Origin of the sequence: Actinoplanes palleronii (assembly GCF_016862315.1) — a bacterium.
GTDB lineage: Bacteria > Actinomycetota > Actinomycetes > Mycobacteriales > Micromonosporaceae > Actinoplanes > Actinoplanes palleronii.
This window is the reverse complement of the sequence record NZ_BOMS01000044.1, coordinates 37,720-63,293: the sequence shown is the minus strand read 5'-3', so window position 1 is coordinate 63,293 and position 25,574 is coordinate 37,720. Positions and strand designations below refer to the sequence as shown.

Below are 25,574 nucleotides of genomic sequence, written 5' to 3'. Positions count from 1 at the left end.
GGCATCCTAAAAGATCGCTGTGCACGCCCTGTGCGCCGGGCTGTGCCATGATCCATTCATGAACCACGGAATCGAGTTCGCCACCGCCTGGTGAGCGCCACCCTGTTCGACCACGCCCTGCGCCTGCATCGGCTCACCCCGGACGCCCCGCTCCCCCGCGACGGCGATCCCTACCCCGACGCCGATGATGACCGGCCCGACTCCGGCGACGACCAACGGCGGCGAGGCATCGACGCCGCCGCCATCCTCGATCGGCACTTCGCCGATCCGACCGCCCAGCCGGGCGACCTGACCGGCGCGTTCCGCACCATCGACGTGCCGATCCACCTCAACGACCACATCACCGCCGCGGCGCTGCGGGCCGATCGGGATCGGGTCCGGGCGACCGGCCGCCACCTGGTCCGGCACAGCACCGACCGCAACTCGGCCACGGTCGGTCTGGCGCTGCTCGCCGCCGACTGGACCGGGGCGGACATCCCGCTGATCCAGACCATCGGCCTGCTCTCCAACCATTTCGGCCCGCTGGCCGCCCACGCGTTGCAACGACGCCGTGGCGGCGGGGAGGCCCTGCTCTGGCTGGCTCAGCGGGTCGCCGGCTGGGGCCGCGTCTACGTGGTCGAGGCCCTCCTCCCGGTCGGGATCAGCGTGGCCCGGGACTGGCTGCTGCGCCACTCCTGCGACGGCGACTTCCTCAACGGCTACTTCGCCGGCCGGGTGGCGGTCGCCGCCGATCTGCACACCGCGATCGTGGCCGCGGATCCTGACGACGAGCTGATCGACCACACCGGCCGGTTGCTGTGCCAGATGGCCGCTGCCGACGGCATGGGTCAAACTCTGCGGGGCTATCCGGCCGCACCGATCGTGCTGGCCGCCTTCGCGGACCACCTCGGCGGGCAGTCGCCGAGTTCCGAGCGGTTCGTGCAGGCTGCGGTCCTCGTCAATCAGCTGGACCACGGCGGGGCGGGCGACCTCGGCACCGATCCAGAAGACCGGATCCGCGTCGTTCTGGACCGCCCGGAGTGGTGCGCGGCCGTACAAAATGATCTTGATCTTGATGATGACTATGACGCCTGGTTCACCGAGCACGTCGGGGAACGCCTCGGGTTGAGGGCGTTCAGCCGGCGGGGAGGGTGAGGGAGAAGATGCTGCCGGTGGGTTCGGCGGGCTGGTGGGCGACCGAACCGTTGTTCGCCTCGGCCAGGCCCTTGACGATGTAGAGGCCGAGGCCGTGGCCCTGCACCGCCGGGTTGTTGTCGGTGGAGCGGGTGAACCGCTCGAACAGGTGCGGCCGCAGCAGCGCGGGGATGCCCGGCCCGTCGTCGTGCACCGCGATCCGGACCCGGTCGCCGTGCCGTTCGGCGGTGATCGCGGTGACGCCACCGGCGTACTTGCCGGCGTTGGTGCAGAAGTTGGTGACGATCTGCTGCAGGTGGCTCGGATGCACCAGGGCCAGCAGGTCGTCCGGGCAGTGCACCGGCACGTCGATCTCCAGGCTGGTGACCGTGTCGTGCAGGGCCGGGGCCAGCCGGACCGGTTCCGGGCTGGCCTGCAGGTGACCGCCGTCGATCGTGCACATGGTGAGGATCTCGGCGCGCAGCTGGTTGAGGCGCTCGGTGGAGCGGACGATCACGCCGAGGCCCTTGCGGTGCGCCGGGGAGAGCTGCTCGGCGTCGGCGAGCATCATGTCGGCGTACCCGCCGATGGTGTTCAGCGGTGTGCCGATCTCGTGGGACATCATGCCCATCAGGTCGAGCTTGAGGGTGTTGGCGTCGGCGAGCCGGCCGTTGATGTGCTGCAGCTCGGTGTTGCGGTCGGCGAGCTGCAGGGCGGCGGCGTCGCGTTCCCGTTCGGCGGCCAGCCGGGCGGTGACGTCCTGGACCACGGCGATGAAGCTGACCGGCTGGCCGTCGCTGTCCCGGACCAGCGACATCCCGACCTCGGCGTCGACGGCCCGGCCGTCGGCGTGCAGCAGGCGCAGGTAGCGGCCGGTGGGCTGGTCCTCGGTGAACATGTAGGCGGCGGTCCGGTGGTTGTCGTCGCGGTCCTCGGGGTGGGTGACCTGGTCGAGGGTGACGCCTTCGAGGTCGGTGACGGTCCGGCCGAGGATGTCGGCCAGGGCCGGGTTGACCTCCTGGAACCGGCCCTCCAGGGAGATCGCCGCCTGTCCGACGGTGACCAGGGAGAACTGGGTCCGCAGCCGCTTCTCGCTGTCGGCGAGCCGGCGTTCGGCGTGCCGGCGCGCGGTGACGTCGACGTTGACCTCGAGGATGGCCATCGGCTGGCCGTCGTCGTCGCGCTGCACACCCTGGTGGGAGAGCACCACGATCCGGGTGCCGTCGCTGCGCAGGTGGCCCACCTCGCCGATCCACCCGCCGGTGTCGGCGAGCGTCTGGTCGACGATGGTGCGGGAGACCGGGTACCGGGTGTCGAGCAGGCGATGGGTGTACCGGCCGAGCACGGCGGCCGACTTCCAGCCGTAGACCGCTTCGGCACCGCGGTTCCAGTAGGTGATCCGGTGCTCGAGGTCCCGGACGATCACCGCAGTCGGCGCCAGGTCGAGCAGTTCGGCCTGCTGGCGCAGCCGTACGTTGTCCAGGTGCCGTTCGGTGACGTCGCTGCACACGCCGTCGACGAGCAGCTGGCCGTTGTCGCTGCGCGGGTAGCCCCGGGTCCACACCCAGCGGGTCACCCCGTCCCGGCCGATCAGCCGGCTCACCACCTGGGACGGCTGCCCGGCGACCAGGGTGTCGCGGAAGGTGAGGAACTCGGCCCGGTCGTCCGGGTGCATCATGCCGGCCATCGCCAGGCCCAGGTCGCCGCCGGCCGGTGCGGTCCCGCCGAAGATCCCGGTGTTGTTGGGACTGGCGTAGATCATGCGGACCGCGCCGTCGGTGGTGACCCGTACGGTCCAGAGGAAGTCGTCGAGGTTGCCGACCACCAGGTCGAAGTGCCGCTGGGCCCGGCTGAGTTCGAGTTCGAGGTCGATCGCGCGGCGCCGGTGGACGTACTGGCCGATGTGCGCGGCGATCGACTCGAGGGCGGCCATCAGCTCGGTGTCCGGCGGGGTGTCGCGGCGGTCGAAGGCGGCCAGGATGCCGACCACGTCGGTGCCGTTGCGCACCGGGACGGCCACCACGGTCCGCAGGCCGGCCGCCCCCGCGACAGCGCCCCGCAGCGGATCCGCCCCGGGCAGGCCGGTGATCCAGCGGGCCGCCGAGGAGTCCCGCACCTCGCCGAGCACCCCGGCGTCGCGGCCGAGCTCGACCACGGCCCGCATCGGCGCGGTCCGCGCCGTGTCGCTGGACCACTCCGCGAGCCGGACCAGGCGCTCGTCGGCGGTGGTGTCCAGGTGCCAGAACTCCACGTACGGCCAGCGCAGCCCTTCGCCGACCCGGGCGACGACGGCCTCGGCGGCCTGTTCCGCGCTCTGGGCGGCGGCCAGCGCGCCGGCCACCGCGTACTCGAGTTTGCGGAGCTGCTCGCTGCGCCGGACCCCGGAGAGGTCCCGGACGAACATGTGCACGACCGGTTCCCGCGCGGTCGCCGACACCTCGACCGGGAACCGGCGCGGTCCCAGGCAGTGCATCGCCTCGAACTCGCCGCGCTGGTCGGCCGACCGGGTGGCGCTCACCGCGGCGAGCCAGGTGGTGAACGCCGGCCGGCCCGTGCCGGCGGTCAGCAGCTCCCCGACCGGCCGCCCGAGCACCTCCGCCTCGGTCCAGCCGAACAGCTGCTCGGCCGCCCGGTTCCAGCCGGTCACCAGACCGTCCGGGCCGGCGGCGACGAACGCGTCCAGGGCGCTGTCCAGGACCTGCCGCATCTCCCGGTTGTCGCCGCGCTGCCGCCCGGTCAGCGCGGTGCGGGTCGCCACCTCGCCGGAGGCGACCGCGGCGAGGCCGGTCATCGTCGCCACGTCGGCGTCCGACCAGGTCCGGACGTCGCTGTGGAAGGCGCACAACGTGCCCAGCACCAGACCGTCCGGTGACCGCACCGGCACCCCCAGGTAGGCCAGGGCCCGGAAGTCCGCGATCGCCGGGTTGCCGCGCAGCAGCGGATGCTCCCGGGCGTCGGGAACCACGAGCGGCTCCCCGGATTCCACGACGTGCCGGCAGTACGAGTGCGTCAGCGGCAACTGCCGCGCCCCCGGCGACGCCGGCACCCCGTGGTGACTGACCGAGATCTGCGATTCCGCGCCGACCAGGTTCACCAGCGCCACCCGGGTGCCGACCAGCCGGGCCGCCAGCGCGGTGAGCTCGTCCAAGGCCGGCGAGGTGGTCTCCAGCAGGCCGGTCGCCGTCACGGCGGCGAGCCGGCCGGGATCCGTCAGCGCCCCGTGCCCCGAACGCGCCGGTTCAACCGTGGTATCCATCACTGGCCACGTCGGCACAAAACGGCGTGACCTGAGAACGCCGGCACGAAACGGCGCGGCGCGAGAATGCCGGCGACGACGTCAGCCAGCGAACAGCGGCGGCCCGCCCGCCTCGACCAGCCGCTCTCCCCGGACCTGCTCGATCACCGCGACCGACATCTGCCGGCCCCAGCCGTCGCGGACGTGGTCGCGCAGGACCGTCTGCGGGTCGAGCCGGAGCCGCTCGGCGATCGCCTCGATCCGCTCCCGCATCTCCGCCTCCACCACCTGCCGATCAATGTCCAGCCCGTGCTGGTACATCGCCGTGACGAATTCGTCCACCAGTCGATCGAGCGTGGTTCCCACAGACACCGATGTCTCCCCAACTCCGTTGTGATGACGATTGACGACAGCATGGGTGCCGTTGATCGTCAGTGCGCGAGAAACGCCCACGAAGATCGTTGGTGTCCATCCCGCAGGTTCAGCTGTCCGTCTAACTGACCGCCACCCGATCGGTCACGGCATGCAGGTCAGTCCGCCGTTCACCGTTGTCGCCGGAACGCGACGCGGCCCGGCGCGAGTGCGCCGGGCCGCGTGCTTTCACAGGTGGAACGGACCGCTCAGAACGAGGCCACCGTGAACGTCGAACTGCTCGTCACGTCGGTCTGGTAGTAGTCCGGATCGTTGGCCATCGCGTCCGGCGCTCCGTTGCTGACCACCACCAGGTTGTACGCGCCCTCGACGACCGGCGCGGCCGCGTAGAGCGACGCGACGACCGGCCGGTTGACCGGAAGCGTCACGCCGGCGCCCACGGCCGTCGCGGCCGCCGACAGCGTGGCGCTGGTGCCCGGGGTGACCGCGGTCAGCACGGTGCCGGCCGGGATGCCCAGCTGGTTCGCGCCGATCACCGCGTTGACGTCCGTGGCGAGCAGCGACGACCCGGTCAGCGTGGTGGCGGTGTCGCTGAACGAGACGTTGGTCAGCGACCCGGCGGTGCCGAGGGTGGCCGGCGCGGACAGCGTGGCGGTGGCACCGCCCGGCGCCATCGACACGATCGTGGTGCCGTTCGGCACGCCCGGCGTGGCGAAGAACTGCCGTCCCACGTCGGCCCGGGTGAAGGCGCCGGACGCCAGGCTCACGGTGACACTGCCGGCCGTCGTGATCAGCGCGTTCGGGAACGTCCGGACCGCGGTGCTGTTGCCGATCGTCGCGGTGAACGCGGCGCCGGAGGTGGCGGTGGCCGGCGCCGAGATGACCGCCTTGGTGGGGCTGAGCACCGCGGTGACGATGCTGTTCACCGGGATGTTGGCGTTGGCGGCCTGGACGATCGGCTGACCGGCGTCGTTGGCGTTGAACTTACCGGCCGCCGACATGATCACCCGGCTGCCGGCCGTGGTGGAGACGTCCGTGGTCAGCAGGTTGGTGTAGGTCATCGGGTTGAAGAAGTCACCGCCCTGCGCGTTGAGCCGGCGGTTCAGCTGCAGCGTGCAGACCAGTTCCTCGTCGCTGATCACCAGGACGTTGAGACACTCGGCGACCGGCCCGTTCGCGCGCACCCCGGCCCCGGCGTCGGCCCCGTTGTACGACCCGTCCACCAGGAACACCCGCCCGGCGTTCCCGCCGGTGCCGAAGTTGGTGCCCATCAGCCCGGTGCCCAGCACCGAGACGTCGACCGCCGGGGTGGTGTTCGGCGCCGTGTTCGGGCTCACCCGGATCGGGTTCAGGTACGAGTACGCCCCGGCCAGCGCCCGCGTCCCGGCCGGCGTGCTCACCACCAGCGCGACGTTGTTCTCCACCGAGTGCGGCGGCGCCAGCGCGGTGAACGCCTTGTCACTCAGCGACTGGATGTTGGTCAGCGCCGCGCCGCCGAGCGTGGCGGTGATCCGTCCCGGATCGGTCGGGAAGTCGGCGCCCACCACCGTGATGGTGTTGCCGCCGGCGGCCGGTCCCGCCGCCGGGCTCACCGAGCTGGGCGTGGCCACGATCGCGGCGGTGTAGACGCTGCTGCCGAGCAGCGCCCCGGTGGTGTTGTTGGCGTAGAAGCACACCTGGTACGGCGTCGGCTGACCGTTGCTGATCGGCAGCGGCGGCACGGTCACCGCGGCCCGGGTGTTCGACAGCCGGCGCACCCCGGCACCCGCGACGACCACCGGCGGGGTGCCGTTGATCGCCGTGGTGGACCAGGTGCCCGGGCAGCCGCCGTTCGCGACGAGCAGCACGGCCGGGGCGGTGACCCCGGAGAGGAAGGCGCTCCCGGAGCTGGCGGTGATCCCCACGCTGTTGAGGTAGGAGCCGCCGCTCGGGGTGACGCTGACCAGGGTGGCGGTGTACTGCCCGACGGAGAGCAGCGCCCCGGCCGCGGCCGAGGTCGAGGCGTCGTAGAGGCAGATGCTGTACTGCGCCGGGGACGCGCCGGCGGCGACCACACCGGACGGCACGGTCAGCGACAGCCCGGCGGCGGTCAGTTTGCTGACCGTGCCGACCATGTTCTGCGGGGTGTTCGCGGTCGGGTACGTCGTGCAGGCGCCGGTGGTGAACATCGCGCTCACCGCGGACAGCCCGGTGAACAGCGGTGTCGCCGCGGACACGGTCACCTGACCGCCACCGCCGCCCGGCCCGCTGGACGGGGTGGCCGACACCGGCGTGCCCAGGAAGAACGAGGTGCCGCCCTGCAGGGAGCTGACGCCGACGTTGGTGCCCTCGTAGACGCAGGCGAGGTACGGCCGCACCGCGCCGTTGGTGCCCGCCGTCGGACCGTTCACCGCCGGCACCGTGAACCCGACCATGTTGGCGTTCGGCCGGGACGCGTTCGTGGCGTTCCACGGGCCGGCCGCGGAGATCGCGCTGAACTTGACCGGGCAGGTGGCGGCGGACGCCGGCACCAGCTGTACCGCCGGGCTCGCCGCGAAGGTGACCTGTGGATCCATCAGCGACGCGTTGCCACCCGGCGCGACCACCGCCGGGCCGATGCTCGGCGCGGCGAACGCGGCCTGCGGCGCGACCAGGAGGGCAGCGCCCACCACCCCGGTCGTCAGTCCGGCCCGGACCAGCCGCGTGCGGGTGCGGCGCAGAATTCTGGACATGCGTTGTCCTCCCACGGTTCCGCGAAACCGTTGGTGAAAGTTGGGGTTGCGCCCGTGCATCTCGCCTGCTGACGGGCCATCTCGCCAGGGAGCGTAACTTGCCGTATGACGGCATTTGCTGAGAGTCACATATCGCGGATAGGTCGGACGGAAGCGGTCAGGCGACCAGGAACGTGCTCGCCATGAAGACCACCAGGAACACCGCGTGCAACGACACCCCGACGATCAGGACGGCGCGGTCGACGAGCTGGTTGGCGCCCATCCGGCCCAGCACGAAGAAGATCGCCACCGCCTCCATGGCGTACCGCGCCGACGACTGCATGGACCGGCCGGCCACCTCGGTCGACATCAGCATCAGCAGGGTGAGCGCGCCCTGCACCACGAGGTAGACCTGGTCGCGGCGGAACCGGAACCGGCCGCGCACGCCGCACACCAGCAGCACCACCGCGACCAGCACCGTGCCGGCGTCCAGGATCGCGGCCAGCGTCGACGGGTGCAGCGGGCCGTGCCCGCCCATCTGATCGATCGAGGACACCCACGCCCCGCCGGGAATGGTGTAGCGCCGTCCCCATTGGTCCTGGGCGATGCTGAACGCCAGGGGGCTGCCCAGGTCGATCAGGCAGAACACGCTGTAGGCGATCACGCCCACCGGCACCAGCGCCAGGGCCAGCACGTCCGGGCGGATCCGGCGCGGCCGCCAGCCGAGCTGCCGCAGGTATTCGACCGCGAGCGGCAGCACCAGCAGCACCCCGAACAGCCGGGTCGCCGACGACAACCCGCCGAGCAGGCCGGCCAGCCACCAGTGCCCGCGCCGCCCGGCGTAGAGCGCACCGACGGCGAGCAGCAGGAACAGTGATTCGTTGTAGCCGATGAACAGGAAGAAGCCGGTCGGGAACACCGCCAGGTACCAGGTGGCCCGCTGCGCCACCCGCGGGCCGAACTCGTGGTCGGCGAGCCGGTACAGCACCGCGAGGGCACCGAACGCGGCGAGGTTCGCCACCACCAGCGCCGCGATCAGTCCCGGTCCGGGCAGCACCGCGTCCACGACGTGGATCAGCAGCGGGTAGAGCGGGAAGAACGCCGGGTAGCCGGGGCCCAGGTGGTAGCCGTGCTCGGCGATCGTCAGGTAGTGCCCGGCGTCCCAGCTGTTCCAGCCGAGCAGGACCGACCACAGGTCCGGGACCTGACCGTCCCTGCGGGGCAGCCAGGCGAGCACGCTCACCGCGACATGCATGACGGTCATCACCGACCAGACCGCGAGCGCCGCCAGGCAGGCGGTCCGCCACGGGCCGCGGCGCGGCAGGAGCAGACTTTCCGGTACGACGACAGCAGACTTCTCGGGAGCCAGCAGAGTCGGCATGCTGCCCTCCCCTATCGCCCGGACGTCGCGTACTCGCGGACCGGCGCGGCGGCCGACCCGGAGTCCGACGCGACCACGTACGCCGGCCGGCCCTGCAACGTGGTGAAGATCCGCGCCACGTACTCGCCGAGCAGACCCAGGCAGAGCAGTTGCAGCGCGCCGAGGAACACCACCGCCAGCACGATCGAGGTCCAGCCGGGCACCACGTCACCCCACACGTAGGCGGCCGTCCCGCCCAGCGCCAGCACCGCGCACAGGGCGATCCCGGCGCAGCCCAGCCAGGTGGCGACCCGCAGCGGCGCGGCCGAGAAGCCGGTGACGCTGTCCAGCGCCAGCCGGATCATCTTGGCCAGCGGGTACTTCGACCGGCCGGCCGCGCGTTTCTCCCGGACGTAGGCCACCTCGCCGCTGGGCAGCCCCAGCCACGGCACCAGCAGCCGGTAGACCGGCAGGTGCTCGGGCAGGTCGACGAGCCCGTTCACCGCGGTCCGGCTGAGCAGCCGGAAGTCACCGGCGTTGGGCGGCACCGCGGCGCCGACCACGCGCCGGATCATCCGGTAGTACAGCCCGGCCGTACCGCGTTTGAACGCGCTGTCCGAGCTGCGGTCGGAGCGGACGCCGTGCACCACGTCCAGGTTCTCCGCCTCGGCGAGCCGCAGCATCTCGGCGATCACCTCCGGCGGGTCCTGCAGGTCCACGTCGATGCTCACCACGTACTGCCCGCGGGAGCGGTGCAGGCCCGCGGTGAGCGCGTTCTGGTGCCCGCTGTTGCGGCGCAGCCGGACCACCCGCAGCTGCGGCCACGACCCGCGCATCGCCTCGAGCACGGCCGCTGTCGCGTCGCGGCTGCCGTCGTCGACGGTCAGCACCTCGTACGACATCCCGAGACGGTCCAGCACCGGCCGCAGCCTGGCCGCGAACAGCGGCAGCACCTCCTGTTCGTTGAACACCGGTACGACCACGGACAGCCGCGGCGTGTCCTCGCCGGCGCCCGTCCCGCGATGTCGCTGCGTCATCATCGCCATCTCCCCCTCGTCGTGATCATCTCCGCGACGAGGCTGGTCCATGACGGACGCGAGAGCCCGGGTTCTCCCGGGGTGTGGCACGAACCCGGGAATATCGGCACCGAGCGTGACGGATCGGCGGCCGGATCGGTTGCACGCCCCCGGCGGAAAGTTCGCGCTACCGTCCCAACTGGTCGCGCCGGCGGCTCAGGTACGCGATCTCCGCGGTGTTGCCGGCCAGCGCGATCGCCCGGTCGTAGGCCGCCCGCGCCTCCGGTCCGCGGCCCAGCCGGCGCAGCAGGTCGGCGCGGGTCGCGTGGTAGGCGTGGTACCCGGCCAGGGCGCCGTCGAGCCGGTCGGCAGCGGCCAGTGCCACGTCCGGACCGTCCAACTCGGCGACCGCGATGGCCCGGTTCAGCACCACGACCGGCGACGGGTCGACGTGGACGAGCTGGTCGTAGAGCGCGACGATCTGTGACCAGTCGGTGTCGCGGATGTCGCGGGCCGAGGTGTGCACCGCGTTGATCGCGGCGAGGATCTGGTAGCGGCCCGGCGCCACCCGGGCGGCCAGCCGCTCGCGGACCAGCCGGTGGCCCTCGGCGATCAGGCCGGTGTCCCAGCTGCCCCGGTCCTGCTCGTCCAGGGTGACCAGCTCGCCGGTGGCCGACACCCGGGCGGCGTGCCGGGACTCGGTGAGCAGCATCAGCGCCAGCAGCCCGGCCACCTCGCCGTCGCCGGGCAGCAGCGCGCGGATCAGCCGGGTGAGCCGGATCGCCTCGCCGGTCAGGTCACGCCGGACCGGGTCGGTGTCCGGGCCGGTCGCCAGGTACCCCTCGTTGTAGACCAGGAACAGCACGGCGAGCACCCCGGCGACCCGGGCCGGCAGGTCCTCGGCGGACGGCACCCGGTACGGGATCCGCGCCTGGGCGATCTTGGCTTTGGCCCGGGTGATCCGCTGGCCCATCGTGGACTCCTGCACCAGGAAGGCACGGGCGATCTCGGCCACGGTCAGCCCGCCGACCAGGCGCAGGGTCAGCGCCACCCGGGTCTGCGGGGCCAGCGCCGGGTGACAGCAGGTGAAGATCAGCCGGAGCCGTTCGTCGTCGATCGGGCCGGTCGGCTCGGGCGCTCCGTCGTCGTACAGGATCAGGGCCTCCCGGTGTTTGCCGTCGCGCTTGTTCTCGCGGCGGATCCGGTCGATGGCCTTGCGGGTGGCGGTGGTGGTCAGCCAGGCGCCCGGGTTCGGCGGCACCCCGTCGGCCGGCCACCTCTCGACGGCTGCCGCCCAGGCCTCGGCGGCCGCCTCCTCGGCGATGTCGAGGTCACCGAAGCGCCGGGCCAGCGCGGCGACCACCCGGGCCCACTCGGACCGGTGCGCCGCGGTGATCGCCGCGGGAACGTCGGTGTCGCTCACAGGAACGGCCGGACCTCGACCTTGCGGTTGCAGTGCTGCGACGCCTCGGTGGCGAGCCGGAGCGCCACGTCCAGGTCGGCCGCCTCGATGATCCAGAAGCCGGCCAGGTATTCCTTCGACTCCACGAACGGCCCGTCGGTGACCAGCGCGTCGCCGCCCCGGTTGTCGATCACGGTGGCCGAGTACGGGAAGCCCAGCCCGCCGGCGAACACCCAGTGCCCGTCGGCCTGCAGCCGGTCGTTGAACACGTCGATGGCCGCCATCTCCTCGTCGGTGGCCAGGGCCTCACTGTCGTGGATCACCGAGAACAGGTACTGCATCGCTGAACATCTCCTCTGGTCCGGCCGGCCCGGGTGGGCGCCGCTCACCCCTGCTACGAACGCCGTCACCCCGATCCGACAGCGCCACCGGAGAATTCTTTCAGGACATTTTCGCCGTCCAGTACGCGTGCAGGCGGATGTTGGCGCGCGGCCAGCCCCGGTCGTGCAGCAGGTGCGCGCGGACCTTCTGACACGTCCGGGCCTCGCCCGCCACGTAGGCGACACCGGGCTCGTCCGGCAGCACCAGCGTCTTGAGCGCGCCCAGCAGGGCCGGGGACGACGCCGCGCTCGCGCCGTTGCGGTACGCCCACTGCAGCTCGTCGCCGCGCGGCATCGCCGGCCGGTCGTCCGGGGTGTCCACCTCGATCACCCCGTGCACCGGTGCGCCGGGCGGGACCGCGCGGGCGATCGCCCCCATCGCCACGGCGCCGGTCTCCTCACCGACGAGCAGGTGATACGGCGCTTCCGGTCGTACCGTGAGGCGTCCTTCCGGCGGGGTGACCGCGACCTCGTCGCCCACCTGGACCGACCGCGCCCATCGAGTCCCCGGCCCGTCGTGGCCGTGCGTGACGATCCGCAGGTCAAGGACCCCGTCCGGGTGCAGGTCCCAGATCGTGTAACTGCGCCAGCCGGTGCGCAGCGCGCCGAGCACCCCGTGCGGCGAACCGGGCAGCACGGTCAGGTGCTGACCCGGCGTCCAGGGCAGGTCGCGCAGGGCCGGGCCGGCGATCCGGACCTCCACCATCCAGGGGGTCACCGGCGTGACGCGCTGCACCGGGGCGCGGCGCACGAGTCGGTCGAGTAGGGTCGGCACAGCTCTCACCTCAAGTGTTTCCGCAGGTCGAGCCGTAATTATGAGCAATTGCTCGCATCGTCCGCTACTCGCTTTTACCCCGGTGAGGAACCCGCCGTGACACCCGACGACACGAACCTGCAACCACGGCGAACGCCCCGCCAGGTGCGCGCCGAGCTGACCCGGCAGCGGATCCTGGCCGCGGCTGCTCACGTTTTCGCCGAGCACGGCTACGCCGCCGGCACCACCAACCGGATCGCGGAACGGGCCGGGGTGTCGATCGGGTCGCTGTACCAGTACTACCCGAGCAAGGACGCCATCCTGGTCGAGCTGTTCGCCCGGCACATGGACCGTGGCAAGCCCGCTTCGCCGGAGCCCGCCGCGTCGCTCGCCGACGAGTTGCGGGCCATCGTCCAGGCCTCGATCGAGGCGCACCAGGACGACCCGCAGCTGCTGCACGTGCTGATGGAGCAGGCGCTGCGCTGGCCGGACGTGCTCACCAAGATCACCGAGCAGTACCAGGACCGGGTCGTCGAGATCCGTGACCTGCTCGACCGCTATCCGGAGGTCGACGTCGCGAACACCACCACCGCGGCCCACCTGCTGATCACCACGGTCGAGATGGGTGTGCACTGGCTGAGCGCGGCGGAGGTCGACCAGGCCTCGCTCGAGCAGGAGATGATCACGATGCTGACCCGCTACCTGACCGGCGGGCCGTAACCTGAGCCGGTGGACGTGCGCAGTGCCGTGGCCGCCGGCCAGCCCGGCCTCGGGGTGGAGTCGGTGGTCCTCGTCGGCGAAGGCGTCGACCACTTCGCCTACGAGATCAACAACGATCTCATCGTACGGATGAGCAAGGCACCCGATCCCGAGCAGACCGACCGGGAGGCGCGCCTGCTCACCCTGGTCGCCGAGGTCTCCCCGGTGCCGGTGCCCACGCCGGTGTTCGTCCTGGCCGAGCAGGGATGTCTCGCCTACCGCAAACTGGCCGGCACCCCGCTGCTCGACCTGGCCGTGCCGGTGCACCCGGCCGCGCTCACCGGCCTGCTCGCCGCCCTGCACGCGGTCCCGGCCGCGCGGGTGGAAGGCCTGGTCGAGGTCGACGACCTGCCCCTGGCCGAATGGCTGCGCGAGGCGGTGGCCACCTACCCGGCGGTGGCCGGGGACCTCCCGGCGCCGTTCCGCGGCCGGGTCGAGGCGTTCCTGGACACCGCCCCGCCGCCCGACGGTGACACCCTCGTCTTCTCGCACAACGACCTGGGCATCGAGCACGTGCTCGTCGACGCGGCCGGTGAGGTCACCGGCGTGATCGACTGGAGTGACGCGGCGCTGGTCGACCCGGCCTGCGACCTCGGCCGGCTGTTCCGCGATCTCGGGCCGGCCGCGCTGCCGGGTGATCCGTCATTGCGGGACCGGGCGGTGTTCTACGCCCGGTGCGGTGTCCTGGAGGATCTGGCCTACGGGCTGGAGGCCGGGCGGATCAAGTATGTGGAGAAGTCGCTCAGGGCGCTGGGGTGGTTGTTCCCGCTGTGATCACGGCATCCGCCACCTGCTCGAGCGGCTGAGTCGCGTCGATCAGGATCGCGCCGAGGGCCAGCCGCTCGCGCTGAAAACTCGGCAGCCACTCCACGCACAGGGCCCGCTCGTCGGGCGACCGGCCGAAGTCGTTGTCCCGCGCCGGGTCGTCCAGCCGGGCCAGCATCGTCGGCTCGTCGACGACCAGCAGCACGACCCGCGCGAACCGGTCCCACAGCTCGGCGTCGTTGGCGGCGTTCCCGCACACGTAGACCGTGCCGGCGTCCGCGCTCCCGGGCGCGCCGATCAGCTCGTCCAGCCGCTCCGGGTGCCACACCCAGCGGTGCCTGCGCAGCCAGCCGGCGTCGGTCTGCGACTCGGCGACCGGCCGGCCGTCCTCGTCGACCCAGCCGGCCAGCGCCGGGTCCTCGTCCGCGTCGATCGCGGTCAGGCCCCGCCCGGCCAGGACCGCGGCGAGCGCGCTCTTGCCCGACCCGGACACCCCGTTGATCCACACCGCTCTCCTCACGGACGTCCGTTTCTGGCCACCCGGAACCCGACGTCCTCGATCTTCAGGTCGGGGTGGCTGCGGCGGCGCACCGAGGCCCGGCAACTCCACTGCTCGTCGAACCATCCGCCACCGCGCAGCACCCGGTACTCGCCGTACACCTCGGCGTCGTAGACGTCCCAGCACCAGTCCCACACGTTGCCGAGCATGTCGTGAAAACCCCACGCGTTCGGCGCCCGGGTGCCCACCTCGTGCGGCCGCTCACCGGAATTACCCCGGTACCAGGCGATCTCGTCGAGTTCCCCGTACCGCGGCCCGCTGGTGCCGGCCCGGCACGCGTTCTCCCATTCCGCTTCGGTCGGCAGCCGATATCCGTCGGCGTCCGGGTCCCATTCCCCACCCTGATAGGCCGGGCGCAGACCTTCCCGTTCCGACCGCGCATTGCAATACCGCACCACGTCCCACCAGGAAACACTCTCCACCGGCAGCCGTTCACCCGGCACACTGCCCGGCCGTTCCCCGGTCACCTCGGCGTATTCCGCCTGCGTGACCGGCACCGCCCCGAGCAGATAAGAATCAAATTCGACATCCCACGACCTTTGCGTACGACGATCCGACAGCGTCGTCCGCCCACCCGGCACAGAAATCATCTCGGCATGCACAGTCGGCAAACCTATCCCCCTACCCGCAATTCCTCGACCGGGTTTCCCGGCTCAGCGGTGACTGCCGGGCACCGTCGCGTGCCGCTGCTCCACGGCCGCACGCTGCCCGGCGGTGAACTCCTCGCCGACGTCCGCGGCACACTCCTCGAGCGACCCCGACGTTTTTCCGGATGGCCCCGCCACGTTCCGGAACCACACGCCCGGCCGCGATGTGAACGATATCGACGACCTCCGCGATAGGCTGCCCCGGTTCACCGGCGGACGGGAGCTCATGGAACCGCGCGTGGTACTGCTCGATCTGGACGGCACCCTCATCGAACGCGGCCAGCCGGTGCCGGGCGCAGCCCGCGCCGTGGTGGAGTTGCGCCGAGCCGGCCACACCGTCCGCATCTTCACCAACACGGATTCGCAGTCCGAGGCCACCCTGGTCGACCGGATCCGCCGCCTGGGCATCCCGGTCGCCCTCGGCGAGATCTTCACCCCGGTGATCGCGGCCCGGGAGATCCTCGCCGCCACGCCGGGCAGCCGCGTCCTGGTCCTGGCCGACCGCGCGGTCCGGGACGAGTTGGCCGCCCACCGCAGCCCGGACGCCGGCCCGCCGACCCACGTCGTCGTCGGCGACTGCCGCGAGACGCTCAGCTACCCGGCACTCGACGCGGCCTTCCGCGCGGTCCGCGCCGGCGCCGAGCTGCTGGCCCTGCAGCGCGGCCGCTATTTCCGCGCCGCCGACGGCGACCACGTCGACACCGGCGCGATCGTCGCCGCCATCGAGTTCGCGGCCGGCAAACCGGCCCGGGTCCTGGGTAAGCCGAGCCAGGACTTCCTGCGCCTGGCCGCCCAGTCCGCCCCGGCCGACCTGCTGTGGGTGGTCGGCGACGACGGCACCACCGACATCCCGATGGCCATCACCGCCGGAGCCACATCGGTCCAGGTCCGCACCGGCAAATACCTCGACCAGCAGGCCACCGAAGCCCTCCCCCGCCCCACCCACACCATCAACTCCATAGCCGACCTCCCCGCCCTGCTCCCCCCGCCCTGACCGGGCGGGTACCCGACCAGGGTCAGTGGCAAGGACGAACCCGGACGAGGTATCGTCGAGCGATAACAGAATCGTTATCGTCCGACCATGACCTGGAAGGTTGCCCTACATCCGGAGGCTGAGGCAGAACTGGCAAAACTTCCCGGCACCGAGGCTGGTGCGATGCTCCACGCGGCCGAGAAGCTTGCCGCCCTTGGCGCTGGATTGCCGTTCCCTCACTCCAGCAACGTCAACGAGGCGGCAAAGCTCCGTGAACTTCGCCCGCGCGCGGGAAACAGTCCGTGGCGGGGGCTGTATCGGCGAGTGGGCGAGGTCTTCGTCATCGCCGCGATCGCCCCGGAAGCAGCGAGCGACCGGCGGGGTTTCCGGCGGGCCGTCAGGGCGGCGGAAAAACGGCTGGACGAACTGCAGGAGGATTGACGTGAAGCTGTCCGACCTCAAAGCCGTCGAAGAAGTGATCGAGGACCGGCGCGAGGCCGATCCCGAGTTCCAGGATGAATGGGATCGGACGGCGTTCGCCCGCGAGGTTGCGGTGGCCGTGGTGAGGTACCGAGCCGGACACGACCTCTCCCAGCGCAAACTCGCCGAGGTCACCGGGCTGAAGCAGCCGGCGATCGCCCGTCTCGAAAAGGGCGAGGAGGCACCGGGACTGGCGACGTTGGCCCGGTTGACCAGGGCGACCGGCCTGTCCTTCCGAGTGGACATCGCCAACGGTTCCGCCGGCCTCGTGGCGGTCTAGGCAGCAAGCGCTCCCTCGGTGACCGGTGTGCCGGCCGCCCGGAACGGTCAGTGGCGCAGCAGGCCGGCTATCTCGACCGGGGACACATGACCGGTGGCCGGCCGCTGCGCCGCGAGCGCCAGCCCGATATCGACCAGTGACGAGCGGACCTCGCCCGCGACGTCACCGACCCGGACCCAGGCCGGCCCGATCGTCGCGCCGCCGGGCTCCGGCCGGAGCGAGCCCCCGGTGAGCCGAACCTGATAGAAGACGCCGACATTGTGCAGGTCAGGACCACGATTCAGCCGCTCGGCGGACGGGATCACCCGGGAGTCGACGCCGAGCAGCCGCTCCACCACACCGTCGCAGCCGGTCTCCTCGGCGACCTCCCGGATCACCGCGTCCACCGGGTCCTCGCCGTGCTCGACCCGCCCGCCGGGCAGCGTCCACAGCGCCGGCCCGATCACCGGCGGACACCGGACGAGCAGCACGCGGTCCTCTTCGAGGCAGATCGCGTACGCCGCCAGCCGCATCTCGGTGACCGCCACCGTCAGTCCCGGTCAGCCGTCGGCTCGTCCCGCAGGGCTGCGGTCAGGTCGACCTCGACGAGCTGGCCCCGATAGCCGAGCGAGGCCACGCCCACCAGCGTGCTCGCGGTGCCGAACGCCGGCGCCAGCGGCGACGCGTTGAGCTGATCCCACACCGCCGCGAGCACCGTGCTGTCCGGGCTGACCACATAGATCACCGAGCGCACCACGTCCGCGGGCGCCGCCCCGGCCGCCGCCAGCACCGCGAGACAGTTGGCGATCACCTGCGCGGTCTGCCCGGCGAAGTCACCGGTCTCCCCGACCACCTGGCCGCCCAGGTCGAGCGGACACTGCCCGGCCAGATGCGCCAGCCGGCCCGCCTCCGAGATCGTCACATGGCTGTACCCAGCCGTCTCATGCACCGTGTCCGGACTGAATTTAGTGATCACCGGCCCATTATCGTGACGCCGGCCGCACCCGTCTGCCGATTATTCCGCCGGTGCCTAGGGGACGAGCGGGCCCGGCAGCGCCGCCCGCGCGGCCTCGGGGTCACCGCTGAGCGCGGACCACGGCAGCCGGTTCCACAGGGCCAGGAACAGGTCCGCCGCCGAACCCTCCAGTGTCGCCACCGGGCGGTCCGGGCCCGCGGTCCACGATCGGTCCAGGTCGGTCGCCACGAACAAAACCGACTTCTTCGGTACGGGCATCCGGCCCATCCGCACCTGCCGCGGCGCGAAGGTGTCGAAGACCTCGTCGATCCCGTCCGCGCACAACGCCGGGTCCAGCGCGCCCGCCCCGCCCAGCGCGTGCTCCGCGTCCCACCGGTGCACCAGCGTCTCCAGGCAGCGCCGCCGTCGCCAGAACCCGACGGTGTGCGGCGGCGCGAACGTCCACGCCTCGGTCGCCGGGTCCACCGCCAGCGCGGACGTCAACGTCTGCGCGGTGCCGGCGAACCACGGGCCGATGTCGGCCGGCGCGGGTGGCCGCGGGAACCGCCCGTGCCGCTCCGTGACCGCGGTGGCCGCCCACAGGTTCCCGTTGCCCAGGTGGTCGGCCAGGTCGCGCAGGGTCCACTCCCCGCAGTGCACGACCGGCGCCGTCAGGTCATCGCTCAGGCAGTCGTGGAAAGCGGCCAGTTCCCGCCGCAGATGCGCCAGATGATCCAGCTCCATGCGCCGCGACTCTACCGCCGCGCCCCGGCGAGCAAGGGGCACGCCACCGCAACAAAATCACTCCCGCACCCCCGCCAGCAGGGTGTCGCTCAGCTCGCACTGGTACGGCGACCCCTCCGGACTGCCCTCGAGGCGGTTCGTCAGGTAGACCATCACCAGCCCGCGCGACGGGTCGGCCCAGCCCAGGCAGGCGTTGGAGCCGTTGTGGCCGAACGCCCGCCGGCTGCTGCGTCTGCCCATCGGCCGGGGTCGCAGCGGATCGTTCTCGTGCCCGCCCAGCTGGAAACCGGCCGACCACCGGATCCGGTTGCCGAGGATCAGGTCCTTCTCGCCGCTGGTCGACGGCGCGCAGGCCTCGGCCACCGCGTCCGCCGCGAGCAGCCGGGAGTCCAGCAGGGACTGGTAGAAGACGGCCAGGTCCCGGGCGGTGCTGGAGATGGTGGCCGCCGGGATCACCGCGTCCCGGGTGACCCGGCGGTTCGCCGCCCACTGCAGCGCCCGCGGGCCGCCGGACGGGGCGCCGCGCATCGGGATCCGCCGGGGCGGCGCGTTCAGGTGGGTGTCGCGCAGGCCGAGCGGTTGCCGGATCCCCTCGTGCAGGACATCGCGCAGTGAACGCCCGGTGACCCGCTGGATGAGCTCGCCGAGCAGGAAACCGTAGCTCAGCGTGTGGTAGGCGGGCAGCCGTCCGGGCGCGTGGTGCGGGCGGGCGGCGGCCAGGGCGCGGACCGATCGGTGCCAGTCCGGCGCGAGCAGGGCGTCGCGGTACAGACTTTTCACGTACGGGAGACCGGACCGATGCTGCAGCACCTGTCGTACGGTGATGTCTTGTTTGTGGTTTGCCTCGAAGCCGGGCCAGTAAGCGGACAGCGGCGCGTCGAGGCGCAGCAACCCCTGCTCAGCGAGCTGATGGACGAGCACGGCGATCAATGGTTTGCCGGCCGAGAAGAGCAGGAACGGCACGTCCGGCGGCGCGCCGAAGGACCTGTCGATCAACACGTCGCCGTGCCGCAGCACCACCAGTTGCGCGGCCGCACCGCGCGCGGCCGCCATCGCGAGCATGGTCCGCACCGCCGCCGGCGCCACGCCGAGCTCCTCGGCGGGCGTCTCGTCCCAGACCCGCCGCGCCACATGTTCGATCGTCACGAAGCCTCCCCGGGACGCAGGGTAACGACCGTCCCTGAGAGCGCGTCGCACCCTGGGTGAACCCGACAGGCTGAAACATCTTTCGGGTACGCACCATTGAGGTTAAATCCACACGTCCAGAACGGGCGGGCAGATATGACCCATGTGGTATGTACGGCGATCGCCGCCGGTCACCCACACTCAAAGCTGTCTATACAGCCTGGCGAAACGGAGCACCCCCATGCCCGTCCCGAAACAGCATCGCCGCATTCTGGCGGTGACCGTCCCCACGTTCCTCGCGTTGCTGGCCCTGCTCTTCACGCTGGCCTCGACGCCCGCCACGGCTGCCGCCTCGCTGACTGTCGCCCAGGCGATCGCCGGCCAGAGCGGCTCCGGCACGGTGCTCGGCTACATCGTCGGCGAGCCGACCGCGACCAGCACCGTGAAGTTCAGCAACTTCACCGGCGACACCGCCCTGGCGATCGCCGACAGCAAGACCGAGACCAGCACCACCAAGATGCTGTACGTCCAGATCACCAGCTCGTACCGGTCCTCGTTCGGGCTGCTCAGCAACCCGTCGCTGATCGGCAAGGCGCTGACCGTCAGCGGCTCGCTGGAGGCGTACTTCTCGCACGCCGGCCTGAAGTCGCCGACCGCGATGACCCTGGGCGCGACGTCGACCACCAGCCCGACCACGACCACCACGGCCACCGCCACGCCGACCGCGTCCAGCAGCACCGACGCGTACTACGCGGCCGCCTCCGGCAAGTCCGGCGCCGCGCTGAAGTCCGCACTGCACACGATCATCTCCACCGGCGTCACCAAGCTCTCGTACGACGGGGTGTGGAACGCCCTGAAGGTCACCGACCAGGACCCGTCGAACTCGTCGAACGTGATCCTGCTCTACTCGGGCACCAGCCGGTCCAAGACCCTCAACGGCGGCGACGTCGGCGACTGGAACCGCGAGCACGTCTACGCCAAGTCGCACGGTGACTTCGGCACCGTCACCGGCCCCGGCACCGACCTGCACCACCTGCGCCCGGAGGACGTCACGGTCAACTCGATCCGTGACAACAAGGACTTCGACACCGGCGGCTCGGCGGTCTCCGGCGCGGCCGGCAACTACACCGACTCGGACTCGTTCGAGCCGCGCGCCGCGGTCAAGGGCGACGTGGCCCGCATGATCTTCTACATGGCCGTCCGCTACTCGGGGGACGACGGCTTCGCCGACCTGGAGGTCAACAACTCGGTCTCCAACGGCTCCAACCCGTACATCGGCAAGCTCTCGGTCCTGCTGCAGTGGAACGCCGCCGACCCGCCGGACGCGTTCGAGAAGAACCGCAACCAGGTCATCTACAGCACGTACCAGCACAACCGGAACCCGTTCATCGACCACCCGGAATGGGTCAGCTCGATCTTCGGGTAGCACAGGCCGCTGAGGTCGGGCCCAGGCGTGCGGCCGGCCCGACCTCGGCGCACCACTCCCACCGCCACGACCGTCCCCCCGGTTCCCCCGTCGACGCCCGGCCCACGCGCCGGGCGTCGGCGTGTCTGCGCCCTTGTGCGGCGGGCCGACACTCACGGGATGGGGATCGGGCGGTGGATCGGCGGTGTGGCGCGCGGACGGCGGGACCAGGAGTTCGTCCTGGTCTCGGCGGTGCCGGCGCAGGAGGCCCGGCGGCGGCTGGACGCGGCGGTGGTGAGCGGGACACAGGCATGGCGGCGGGCGCCGATGATGGTCCCCGACGACCGGGTGGTGTACGGCCACGTCGGCGAGGACGGATTCCGGCTGATGCTGCTGCGGGTGCGGTTCTCGCGCCATCTGCGCCAGCCGTCGCTGCGGGGGGAGATCGTCGCGGTCCCGGCCGGCTGCGAGATCCGCTGCACCCCGGGTGGCAGTCAACCGGGCCGGGCGCTGCTCTGGGCCGGGGCCGTCGCCGGCTCGCTGATCGCGGTGCTCGGTGTCGTCGACACTGTCGTGCCGCTGGTGCACGGGTCGTTCCGGGAGGCGTTGATCGGTCCGGTGGTCGTCGGTGCCGGTGCGGCGGTCGCGCTGCTGGGTGCCGGCCTCACCTGGCTGGCGCGCGGGGTGAACCGTACCGACAGCGAGTTCCTGCGGTCCTGGGTGGCCGAGAAGGTGGAGGGCTCCCCGGCCCGGTAGCGCGTTCCGCGCCAGCCGGTGCGGTTTATGACTAGGTTTACCCCTTACGAGTGATAGGTGGCTTCTGCGGCAATCCGGCTTCCGCGCGGCCCCGAACTCCTCGAACAGGGCCGCCGTCCGAAGGCGCGCCCGCGAGCGTCAAAGGGGACGCCGACATGCTCGATCTCATCCGCCGCAACACCGCCCGAGCCATTCCGCTGATGGCCGCGGCGATCGCCCTCTCCGCCGGAGGTGGCGCCATCGCGCACGCCGCCTCCAGCAGCGACCCGAAGGGCGAGGCCACCACCGCGACCGGTGGACGCGGCCCGAACGAATTCGGCATGACCATGGGCAACCACGCCGGTCATGGGTCCAGCTTCACCTACAACCACGGCTTCTACTGCGACTCGCACGTGACCGCGGCGTCGACCACCGGCTGCGAGGTCGGCGAGAAGGCCACGGTGGCGCCGGCCAAGAACTTCGACCCGCTCTTCATCACGGTGCCGCTCGGCTTCACCGCCAAGGGCCTGGACTGCCCGGACAAGCTGACCTGCGTCGACCACCCGATGAACCTGGACATGACGCGCCTGGCGGAGGCGCTCGCCCCGATCTACAAGACCACTCCGGAGAAGCTGAAGCCGGCCCTGGAGAACTTCACCACGCCGGGGCACGACCACTTCATCACCACCAAGAACAAGGGCAAGGCGGAGTGGTGGGACGTGCAGGTGGTCGGTGTCACGAACGCCACCACCTACAAGGCGATCCAGAAGCACCAGAGCTGGACCTACCTGTCCGGCCTGATCAAGGCCAAGAACAAGAACGTGGTCGGCCCGATCCCGACCAACATGTTCCTGTTCTTCGCCGCTCACTGACAGCCGGCCCCACCTCCGCACAGTGACAGCCGGCCCTACCTGAGGCACGGTGCGCCGGGCACACGCCCGGCGCACCGTTGTCCGCGCGGATCAGCACCGGCTGGTGTTCACGGCTGCCTCCGCACTTCCGAGACAACCGTGAGCACCAGCCCGCGCGCCGGACACGGCGACCCGCCGCGCCCGGCCCCCGCCGGACCGGACCGCGGCACGCCGCCCGCCCCCCGGCTGGCTCCCAGAGGTGCATCCACCTGCTCGAGACACACCTGACAGCCAGCCCTCCGCCCGGGCCGCGCACAACAACCGCAAGCAACGGCGGCCACCACGCGCCCCACCGACCGTGGCTGGTTCCCAGAGGTGTGTCCGTTGGCTTGAGGCACACCTGGGACCCAGCCGGCGGGGACGAGCTGGCCGTGAGGGGTCACTCCGGGCCGCGGAAGCACCTCTGCGGACCAGCCGGGGCCCACCTGCGGACCAGCCGGGGACCAGAGGTGTGTCCCATTGCCTCGAGGCACACCTGGAACCCAGCCGGCGGGGACGAACTGGCCGTGAGGGGTCACTCCGGGCCGCGGAAGCACCTCTGCGGACCAGCCGGGGACCCGGGCGCCCACGACGGCCGTTCGGGTGCTGTTGCGGCCTTGATGGGGCGGCGGCGGGACCGTGGGCCGGGACCCGCGCGATAGACGGCCGGGGCCGCGCGCAATAGAAGACCGGGACCCGCCCACGCGCACTGGAAAACCGGGACTTGCGCGCTGGAAGGCTCGGCGTGTCAGGGTCGGCGGGTGAAGACGGCTCGCCAGCGGCGGACCAGCCGGGTGCCGGGTGCGGTGATCTCCTCTACCGAGATCGGGCGCAGTCCGGGGCCGGCGAAGGCGTCGACCTCCGCCCGGGTCAGTGGCCACGGCGGGCCCTCCCCCAGCACACCGGCCCCCGCCGGAACGCCGACCGCCGCCGCGACATCCGGCACAGCCGGAAGGTCGGTCACCGCCGGGACGTCGGTTGCCGGGAGGACATCGATCAGCGCCGGGATATCGGTGGGCAAGGGGACATCGACCGGTGCCGGGACGCCGGCCGGCCGGGGGACGTCAGCAGGCGCCGGGACGTCGGCTGGCGGGGGGACGTCGGTGGCTGCGGCGGCCAGGACCAGGAGGGTTCCGCCCGGTGCGACGAACTCTCCCACGGCGGCGATCGCCCGGGTGCGGATCCCGGCGGGCAGGGCCTGCACGTTGTTGCTCTCCAGGACCAGGTCGAAGGCCCGGGTCCACGCCGCCGGCGGGTCGAGCAGGTCGGCCACCTGATAGGCGACCGGTGACTCCGGGTGCCGTGAGCGGGCCAGCTCGATCGCGGTGGCTGCGATGTCAAATGCGGTCACGGCATACCCCAGAGCCGCGAGATGCTCCGCGTCGCGGCCCGGACCGCAGCCGACGACCAGGGCGCGCCGGCCCGCGCCCGGCGGCAGCGGGAACTCCCGCAGGCGCACGCTCGCCGCCGCCACGTCCCACGGCACGACCGCGCCGCCGTCCCGCGCCGAGGCATAGAGCTCCTCGAACCAGCCGGTCGCGTCGCCGGCCGCCAGCGACGCGGCCGCGAACCGCCGGGTGTCGGTGGGTGGGGGCGCGGGCGGCTCGGTCATCGGCGGGGGACGACCCGGCGCAGTTCGCGCAGGGCCTGGCGGCGGACGTCGCCGGTCAGGGTATCGATGTAGAGGCGGCCGTCGAGGTGGTCGGTCTCGTGCTGCAGCGCCCGGGCCAGGAACTCGGTACCGCGGATCACCAGGGGCTCGCCGTGCTGGTCGAAGCCGCTGGCCGTGACCGACATCGATCGCTTCGTGGAGTAGCCGAGGCCGGGCAGCGACAGGCAGCCCTCCTCGTCCTCCTGCTCCCCCTCGAAATCGGACAGCACCGGGTTGATCATGTGACCCACCTCGCCGCCCACGTTGTAGGAGAACACCCGCAGACTCACGCCGATCTGCGGTCCGGCGACACCGGCGCGGCCGGGTTCGCGGACGGTGTCCTCCAGGTCGCGGACGATCTCGCGCAGGGTGGCGTCGAACGCGGTGACCGGGTCGGCGGGTGTGCGCAGGACCGGGTCGCCGTAGATCCGGATGGGCCTCACTGTCATGCCTGAAAGCCTATCGGCCCGTTACGCCGCCGCCGACAGCTGCCGGACCGGGGCGTCCGGCACCAGGTGCGGACCGGTGAACCGGATCGCGCTCAGTTCGGTCGCCACCGCCCGGTCGATCACGGTGATGGTCGCGGCCTCCCGGTGGATCGGGTGACCAGAATCGGCCACCTCGCGCAGGAGCCGCTGCCAGTTGCGGCAGTGCGCGGCGAAGACCGACGGGCGGACCTTCCGGTTCCGGGTCCGCTGTCCGGCGAGAGCCTCGCCCGGGTCGACATCGAGGAGCAGCAGATGGGTACGACGATCCGCCCGCCGCGCCGCCCCCGTGATCAGTCGGCGCGCCCAGCTCCGCGTCCCGGACTCGTGCACCACGATCGATTCCGGTCCCCGCAGCGCGCGGTACAGCCGCACGTAGTGGCTGGCGTGCACCAGCGGCCGCCAGTACTTGTACGGCAGCGCGCCGAAGTACCGGCTCAGCCGCACCCGCCCGTGCTCGGAGTCGAGCAGCCGCACCCCCGCCTGCGGCAGCAGCCGCTTCAGCAGCGTGGTCTTGCCCGCTCCCGGCACACCGGCCACCACCAGCAGCGACCCCGCCGGAAAGTTGAGCTCCCCGACCAGCTGCCCGCGGAGGTCGCGGGCTGCGCACGGAGCGATAGCAGCGGTGGCAAGGGCCGTCGCCATGGTCGTTTCCTCTCCCGCCACCGGGGCAGAGGACCGTTTTCCCGCGACCGCCGAGACTCCGGCCCCTGTCGCGGCGACACATGTCACCTGCAGGGCCGAAGGTCTCGTCCACCCCGGGTACGTGACCCGGGGCCCGGCCGCCGGGCACCGCGAGGCGCCAGGATGTCGAACGACC

Annotated in this window: 27 protein-coding genes; 9 read left to right on the top strand and 18 right to left on the bottom strand. The window is 71.8% G+C overall.

What is annotated here, in order from left to right:
• Positions 1-90 precede the first annotated feature (90 nt).
• The gene (locus Apa02nite_RS16045) at positions 91-1,134 is read left to right on the top strand and encodes a hypothetical protein (RefSeq protein ID WP_239164341.1); all 1,044 of its coding nucleotides are present in this window, start codon (positions 91-93) and stop codon (positions 1,132-1,134) included.
• Here Apa02nite_RS16045 and Apa02nite_RS16040 read toward each other — a convergent pair.
• From Apa02nite_RS16040 to Apa02nite_RS16005, 8 genes are all read right to left on the bottom strand, one after another.
• Positions 1,115-4,369, bottom strand: a complete 3,255-nt coding sequence (locus Apa02nite_RS16040) for a PAS domain S-box protein (RefSeq protein ID WP_203825645.1) — start codon at positions 4,367-4,369, stop codon at positions 1,115-1,117. The genes Apa02nite_RS16045 and Apa02nite_RS16040 overlap by 20 nt on opposite strands.
• 81 nt (positions 4,370-4,450) lie before the next feature.
• Entirely contained in the window at positions 4,451-4,720 is a 270-nt protein-coding gene (locus Apa02nite_RS16035) for a hypothetical protein (RefSeq protein ID WP_157441570.1), read from the bottom strand.
• Between the two features lie 248 nt (positions 4,721-4,968).
• The gene (locus tag Apa02nite_RS16030) at positions 4,969-7,431 is read right to left on the bottom strand and encodes an IPT/TIG domain-containing protein (RefSeq protein WP_203825644.1); all 2,463 of its coding nucleotides are present in this window, start codon (positions 7,429-7,431) and stop codon (positions 4,969-4,971) included.
• A gap of 157 nt (positions 7,432-7,588) precedes the next feature.
• Positions 7,589-8,791 (bottom strand): mannosyltransferase family protein, encoded by a 1,203-nt coding sequence (locus tag Apa02nite_RS16025; RefSeq protein WP_203825643.1) that lies wholly within the window; start codon positions 8,789-8,791, stop codon positions 7,589-7,591.
• 11 nt (positions 8,792-8,802) lie between these two features.
• The gene (locus Apa02nite_RS16020; RefSeq protein ID WP_239164340.1) at positions 8,803-9,810 is read right to left on the bottom strand and encodes a glycosyltransferase family 2 protein; all 1,008 of its coding nucleotides are present in this window, start codon (positions 9,808-9,810) and stop codon (positions 8,803-8,805) included.
• A gap of 163 nt (positions 9,811-9,973) precedes the next feature.
• On the bottom strand, positions 9,974-11,209 hold the full coding sequence (locus tag Apa02nite_RS16015) for an RNA polymerase sigma factor (RefSeq protein ID WP_203825642.1): 1,236 nt from the start codon (positions 11,207-11,209) through the stop codon (positions 9,974-9,976).
• Complete coding sequence (locus Apa02nite_RS16010; protein WP_203825641.1) at positions 11,206-11,529, bottom strand: YciI family protein; 324 nt, start codon at positions 11,527-11,529, stop codon at positions 11,206-11,208. Before Apa02nite_RS16010 ends, Apa02nite_RS16015 begins: the two co-directional genes overlap by 4 nt.
• A 100-nt stretch (positions 11,530-11,629) precedes the next feature.
• Positions 11,630-12,343: a siderophore-interacting protein gene (locus tag Apa02nite_RS16005; RefSeq protein WP_203825640.1), complete on the bottom strand. Its 714-nt coding sequence runs from the start codon at positions 12,341-12,343 to the stop codon at positions 11,630-11,632.
• A gap of 96 nt (positions 12,344-12,439) precedes the next feature.
• Here Apa02nite_RS16005 and Apa02nite_RS16000 point away from each other — a divergent pair, with 96 nt between their 5' ends.
• Together Apa02nite_RS16000 and Apa02nite_RS15995 are read left to right on the top strand one after the other, a co-directional pair.
• Entirely contained in the window at positions 12,440-13,042 is a 603-nt protein-coding gene (locus Apa02nite_RS16000) for a TetR/AcrR family transcriptional regulator (RefSeq protein ID WP_203825639.1), read from the top strand.
• Positions 13,043-13,051: 9 nt separating this feature from the next.
• On the top strand, positions 13,052-13,855 hold the full coding sequence (locus tag Apa02nite_RS15995) for a phosphotransferase family protein (protein WP_239164339.1): 804 nt from the start codon (positions 13,052-13,054) through the stop codon (positions 13,853-13,855).
• On the opposite strand, the gene Apa02nite_RS15990 is transcribed toward Apa02nite_RS15995, so the two are convergent.
• The 3 genes from Apa02nite_RS15990 to Apa02nite_RS51915 form a co-directional block, all read right to left on the bottom strand.
• Positions 13,824-14,354, bottom strand: coding sequence for a DEAD/DEAH box helicase family protein (locus tag Apa02nite_RS15990; protein WP_203825638.1), 531 nt, complete (start codon positions 14,352-14,354; stop codon positions 13,824-13,826). The genes Apa02nite_RS15995 and Apa02nite_RS15990 overlap by 32 nt on opposite strands.
• A gap of 8 nt (positions 14,355-14,362) precedes the next feature.
• On the bottom strand, positions 14,363-14,995 hold the full coding sequence (locus tag Apa02nite_RS15985; RefSeq protein WP_203825637.1) for a formylglycine-generating enzyme family protein: 633 nt from the start codon (positions 14,993-14,995) through the stop codon (positions 14,363-14,365).
• Between the two features lie 63 nt (positions 14,996-15,058).
• Positions 15,059-15,190, bottom strand: coding sequence for a hypothetical protein (locus tag Apa02nite_RS51915; RefSeq protein WP_275412471.1), 132 nt, complete (start codon positions 15,188-15,190; stop codon positions 15,059-15,061).
• Between the two features lie 100 nt (positions 15,191-15,290).
• On the opposite strand from Apa02nite_RS51915, the gene Apa02nite_RS15980 reads away from it, so the two are divergent.
• The 3 genes from Apa02nite_RS15980 to Apa02nite_RS15970 all read left to right on the top strand — a co-directional run bounded on the left by Apa02nite_RS15980 (position 15,291) and on the right by Apa02nite_RS15970 (position 16,785).
• Complete coding sequence (locus tag Apa02nite_RS15980) at positions 15,291-16,046, top strand: HAD-IIA family hydrolase (protein ID WP_239164338.1); 756 nt, start codon at positions 15,291-15,293, stop codon at positions 16,044-16,046.
• Positions 16,047-16,133: 87 nt separating this feature from the next.
• Positions 16,134-16,466 (top strand): type II toxin-antitoxin system RelE/ParE family toxin, encoded by a 333-nt coding sequence (locus tag Apa02nite_RS15975; RefSeq protein ID WP_203825635.1) that lies wholly within the window; start codon positions 16,134-16,136, stop codon positions 16,464-16,466.
• 1 nt (position 16,467) lies between these two features.
• Complete coding sequence (locus tag Apa02nite_RS15970) at positions 16,468-16,785, top strand: helix-turn-helix domain-containing protein (protein ID WP_203825634.1); 318 nt, start codon at positions 16,468-16,470, stop codon at positions 16,783-16,785.
• 47 nt (positions 16,786-16,832) lie between these two features.
• On the opposite strand, the gene Apa02nite_RS15965 is transcribed toward Apa02nite_RS15970, so the two are convergent.
• From Apa02nite_RS15965 to Apa02nite_RS15950, 4 genes are all read right to left on the bottom strand, one after another.
• Positions 16,833-17,312, bottom strand: coding sequence for an NUDIX hydrolase (locus Apa02nite_RS15965; protein ID WP_203825633.1), 480 nt, complete (start codon positions 17,310-17,312; stop codon positions 16,833-16,835).
• 2 nt (positions 17,313-17,314) lie between these two features.
• Positions 17,315-17,713, bottom strand: a complete 399-nt coding sequence (locus tag Apa02nite_RS15960; protein WP_275412474.1) for a RidA family protein — start codon at positions 17,711-17,713, stop codon at positions 17,315-17,317.
• A gap of 81 nt (positions 17,714-17,794) precedes the next feature.
• On the bottom strand, positions 17,795-18,463 hold the full coding sequence (locus tag Apa02nite_RS15955; protein WP_203825631.1) for a maleylpyruvate isomerase family mycothiol-dependent enzyme: 669 nt from the start codon (positions 18,461-18,463) through the stop codon (positions 17,795-17,797).
• A 57-nt stretch (positions 18,464-18,520) separates the two neighbouring features.
• On the bottom strand, positions 18,521-19,609 hold the full coding sequence (locus Apa02nite_RS15950) for a serine hydrolase domain-containing protein (RefSeq protein WP_203825630.1): 1,089 nt from the start codon (positions 19,607-19,609) through the stop codon (positions 18,521-18,523).
• A 220-nt stretch (positions 19,610-19,829) separates the two neighbouring features.
• On the opposite strand from Apa02nite_RS15950, the gene Apa02nite_RS15945 reads away from it, so the two are divergent.
• From Apa02nite_RS15945 to Apa02nite_RS15935, 3 genes are all read left to right on the top strand, one after another.
• On the top strand, positions 19,830-21,014 hold the full coding sequence (locus Apa02nite_RS15945; RefSeq protein WP_203825629.1) for an endonuclease: 1,185 nt from the start codon (positions 19,830-19,832) through the stop codon (positions 21,012-21,014).
• A gap of 159 nt (positions 21,015-21,173) precedes the next feature.
• A complete protein-coding gene (locus tag Apa02nite_RS15940) occupies positions 21,174-21,749 on the top strand; it encodes a hypothetical protein (RefSeq protein ID WP_203825628.1) in 576 nt (191 codons plus the stop codon).
• Between the two features lie 155 nt (positions 21,750-21,904).
• Positions 21,905-22,600 (top strand): hypothetical protein, encoded by a 696-nt coding sequence (locus Apa02nite_RS15935; RefSeq protein ID WP_203825627.1) that lies wholly within the window; start codon positions 21,905-21,907, stop codon positions 22,598-22,600.
• Between the two features lie 766 nt (positions 22,601-23,366).
• Here Apa02nite_RS15935 and Apa02nite_RS51050 read toward each other — a convergent pair.
• From Apa02nite_RS51050 to Apa02nite_RS15920, 3 genes are read right to left on the bottom strand one after another with little or no spacing between them, the layout of a single operon-like run.
• Positions 23,367-24,230 (bottom strand): class I SAM-dependent methyltransferase, encoded by an 864-nt coding sequence (locus tag Apa02nite_RS51050; protein WP_239164336.1) that lies wholly within the window; start codon positions 24,228-24,230, stop codon positions 23,367-23,369.
• The gene (locus Apa02nite_RS15925) at positions 24,227-24,718 is read right to left on the bottom strand and encodes a peptide deformylase (RefSeq protein ID WP_067695287.1); all 492 of its coding nucleotides are present in this window, start codon (positions 24,716-24,718) and stop codon (positions 24,227-24,229) included. The genes Apa02nite_RS51050 and Apa02nite_RS15925 overlap by 4 nt, the downstream gene beginning before the upstream one ends.
• A 21-nt stretch (positions 24,719-24,739) precedes the next feature.
• Positions 24,740-25,399: an AAA family ATPase gene (locus Apa02nite_RS15920; protein WP_203825626.1), complete on the bottom strand. Its 660-nt coding sequence runs from the start codon at positions 25,397-25,399 to the stop codon at positions 24,740-24,742.
• Positions 25,400-25,574: the final 175 nt, after the last annotated feature.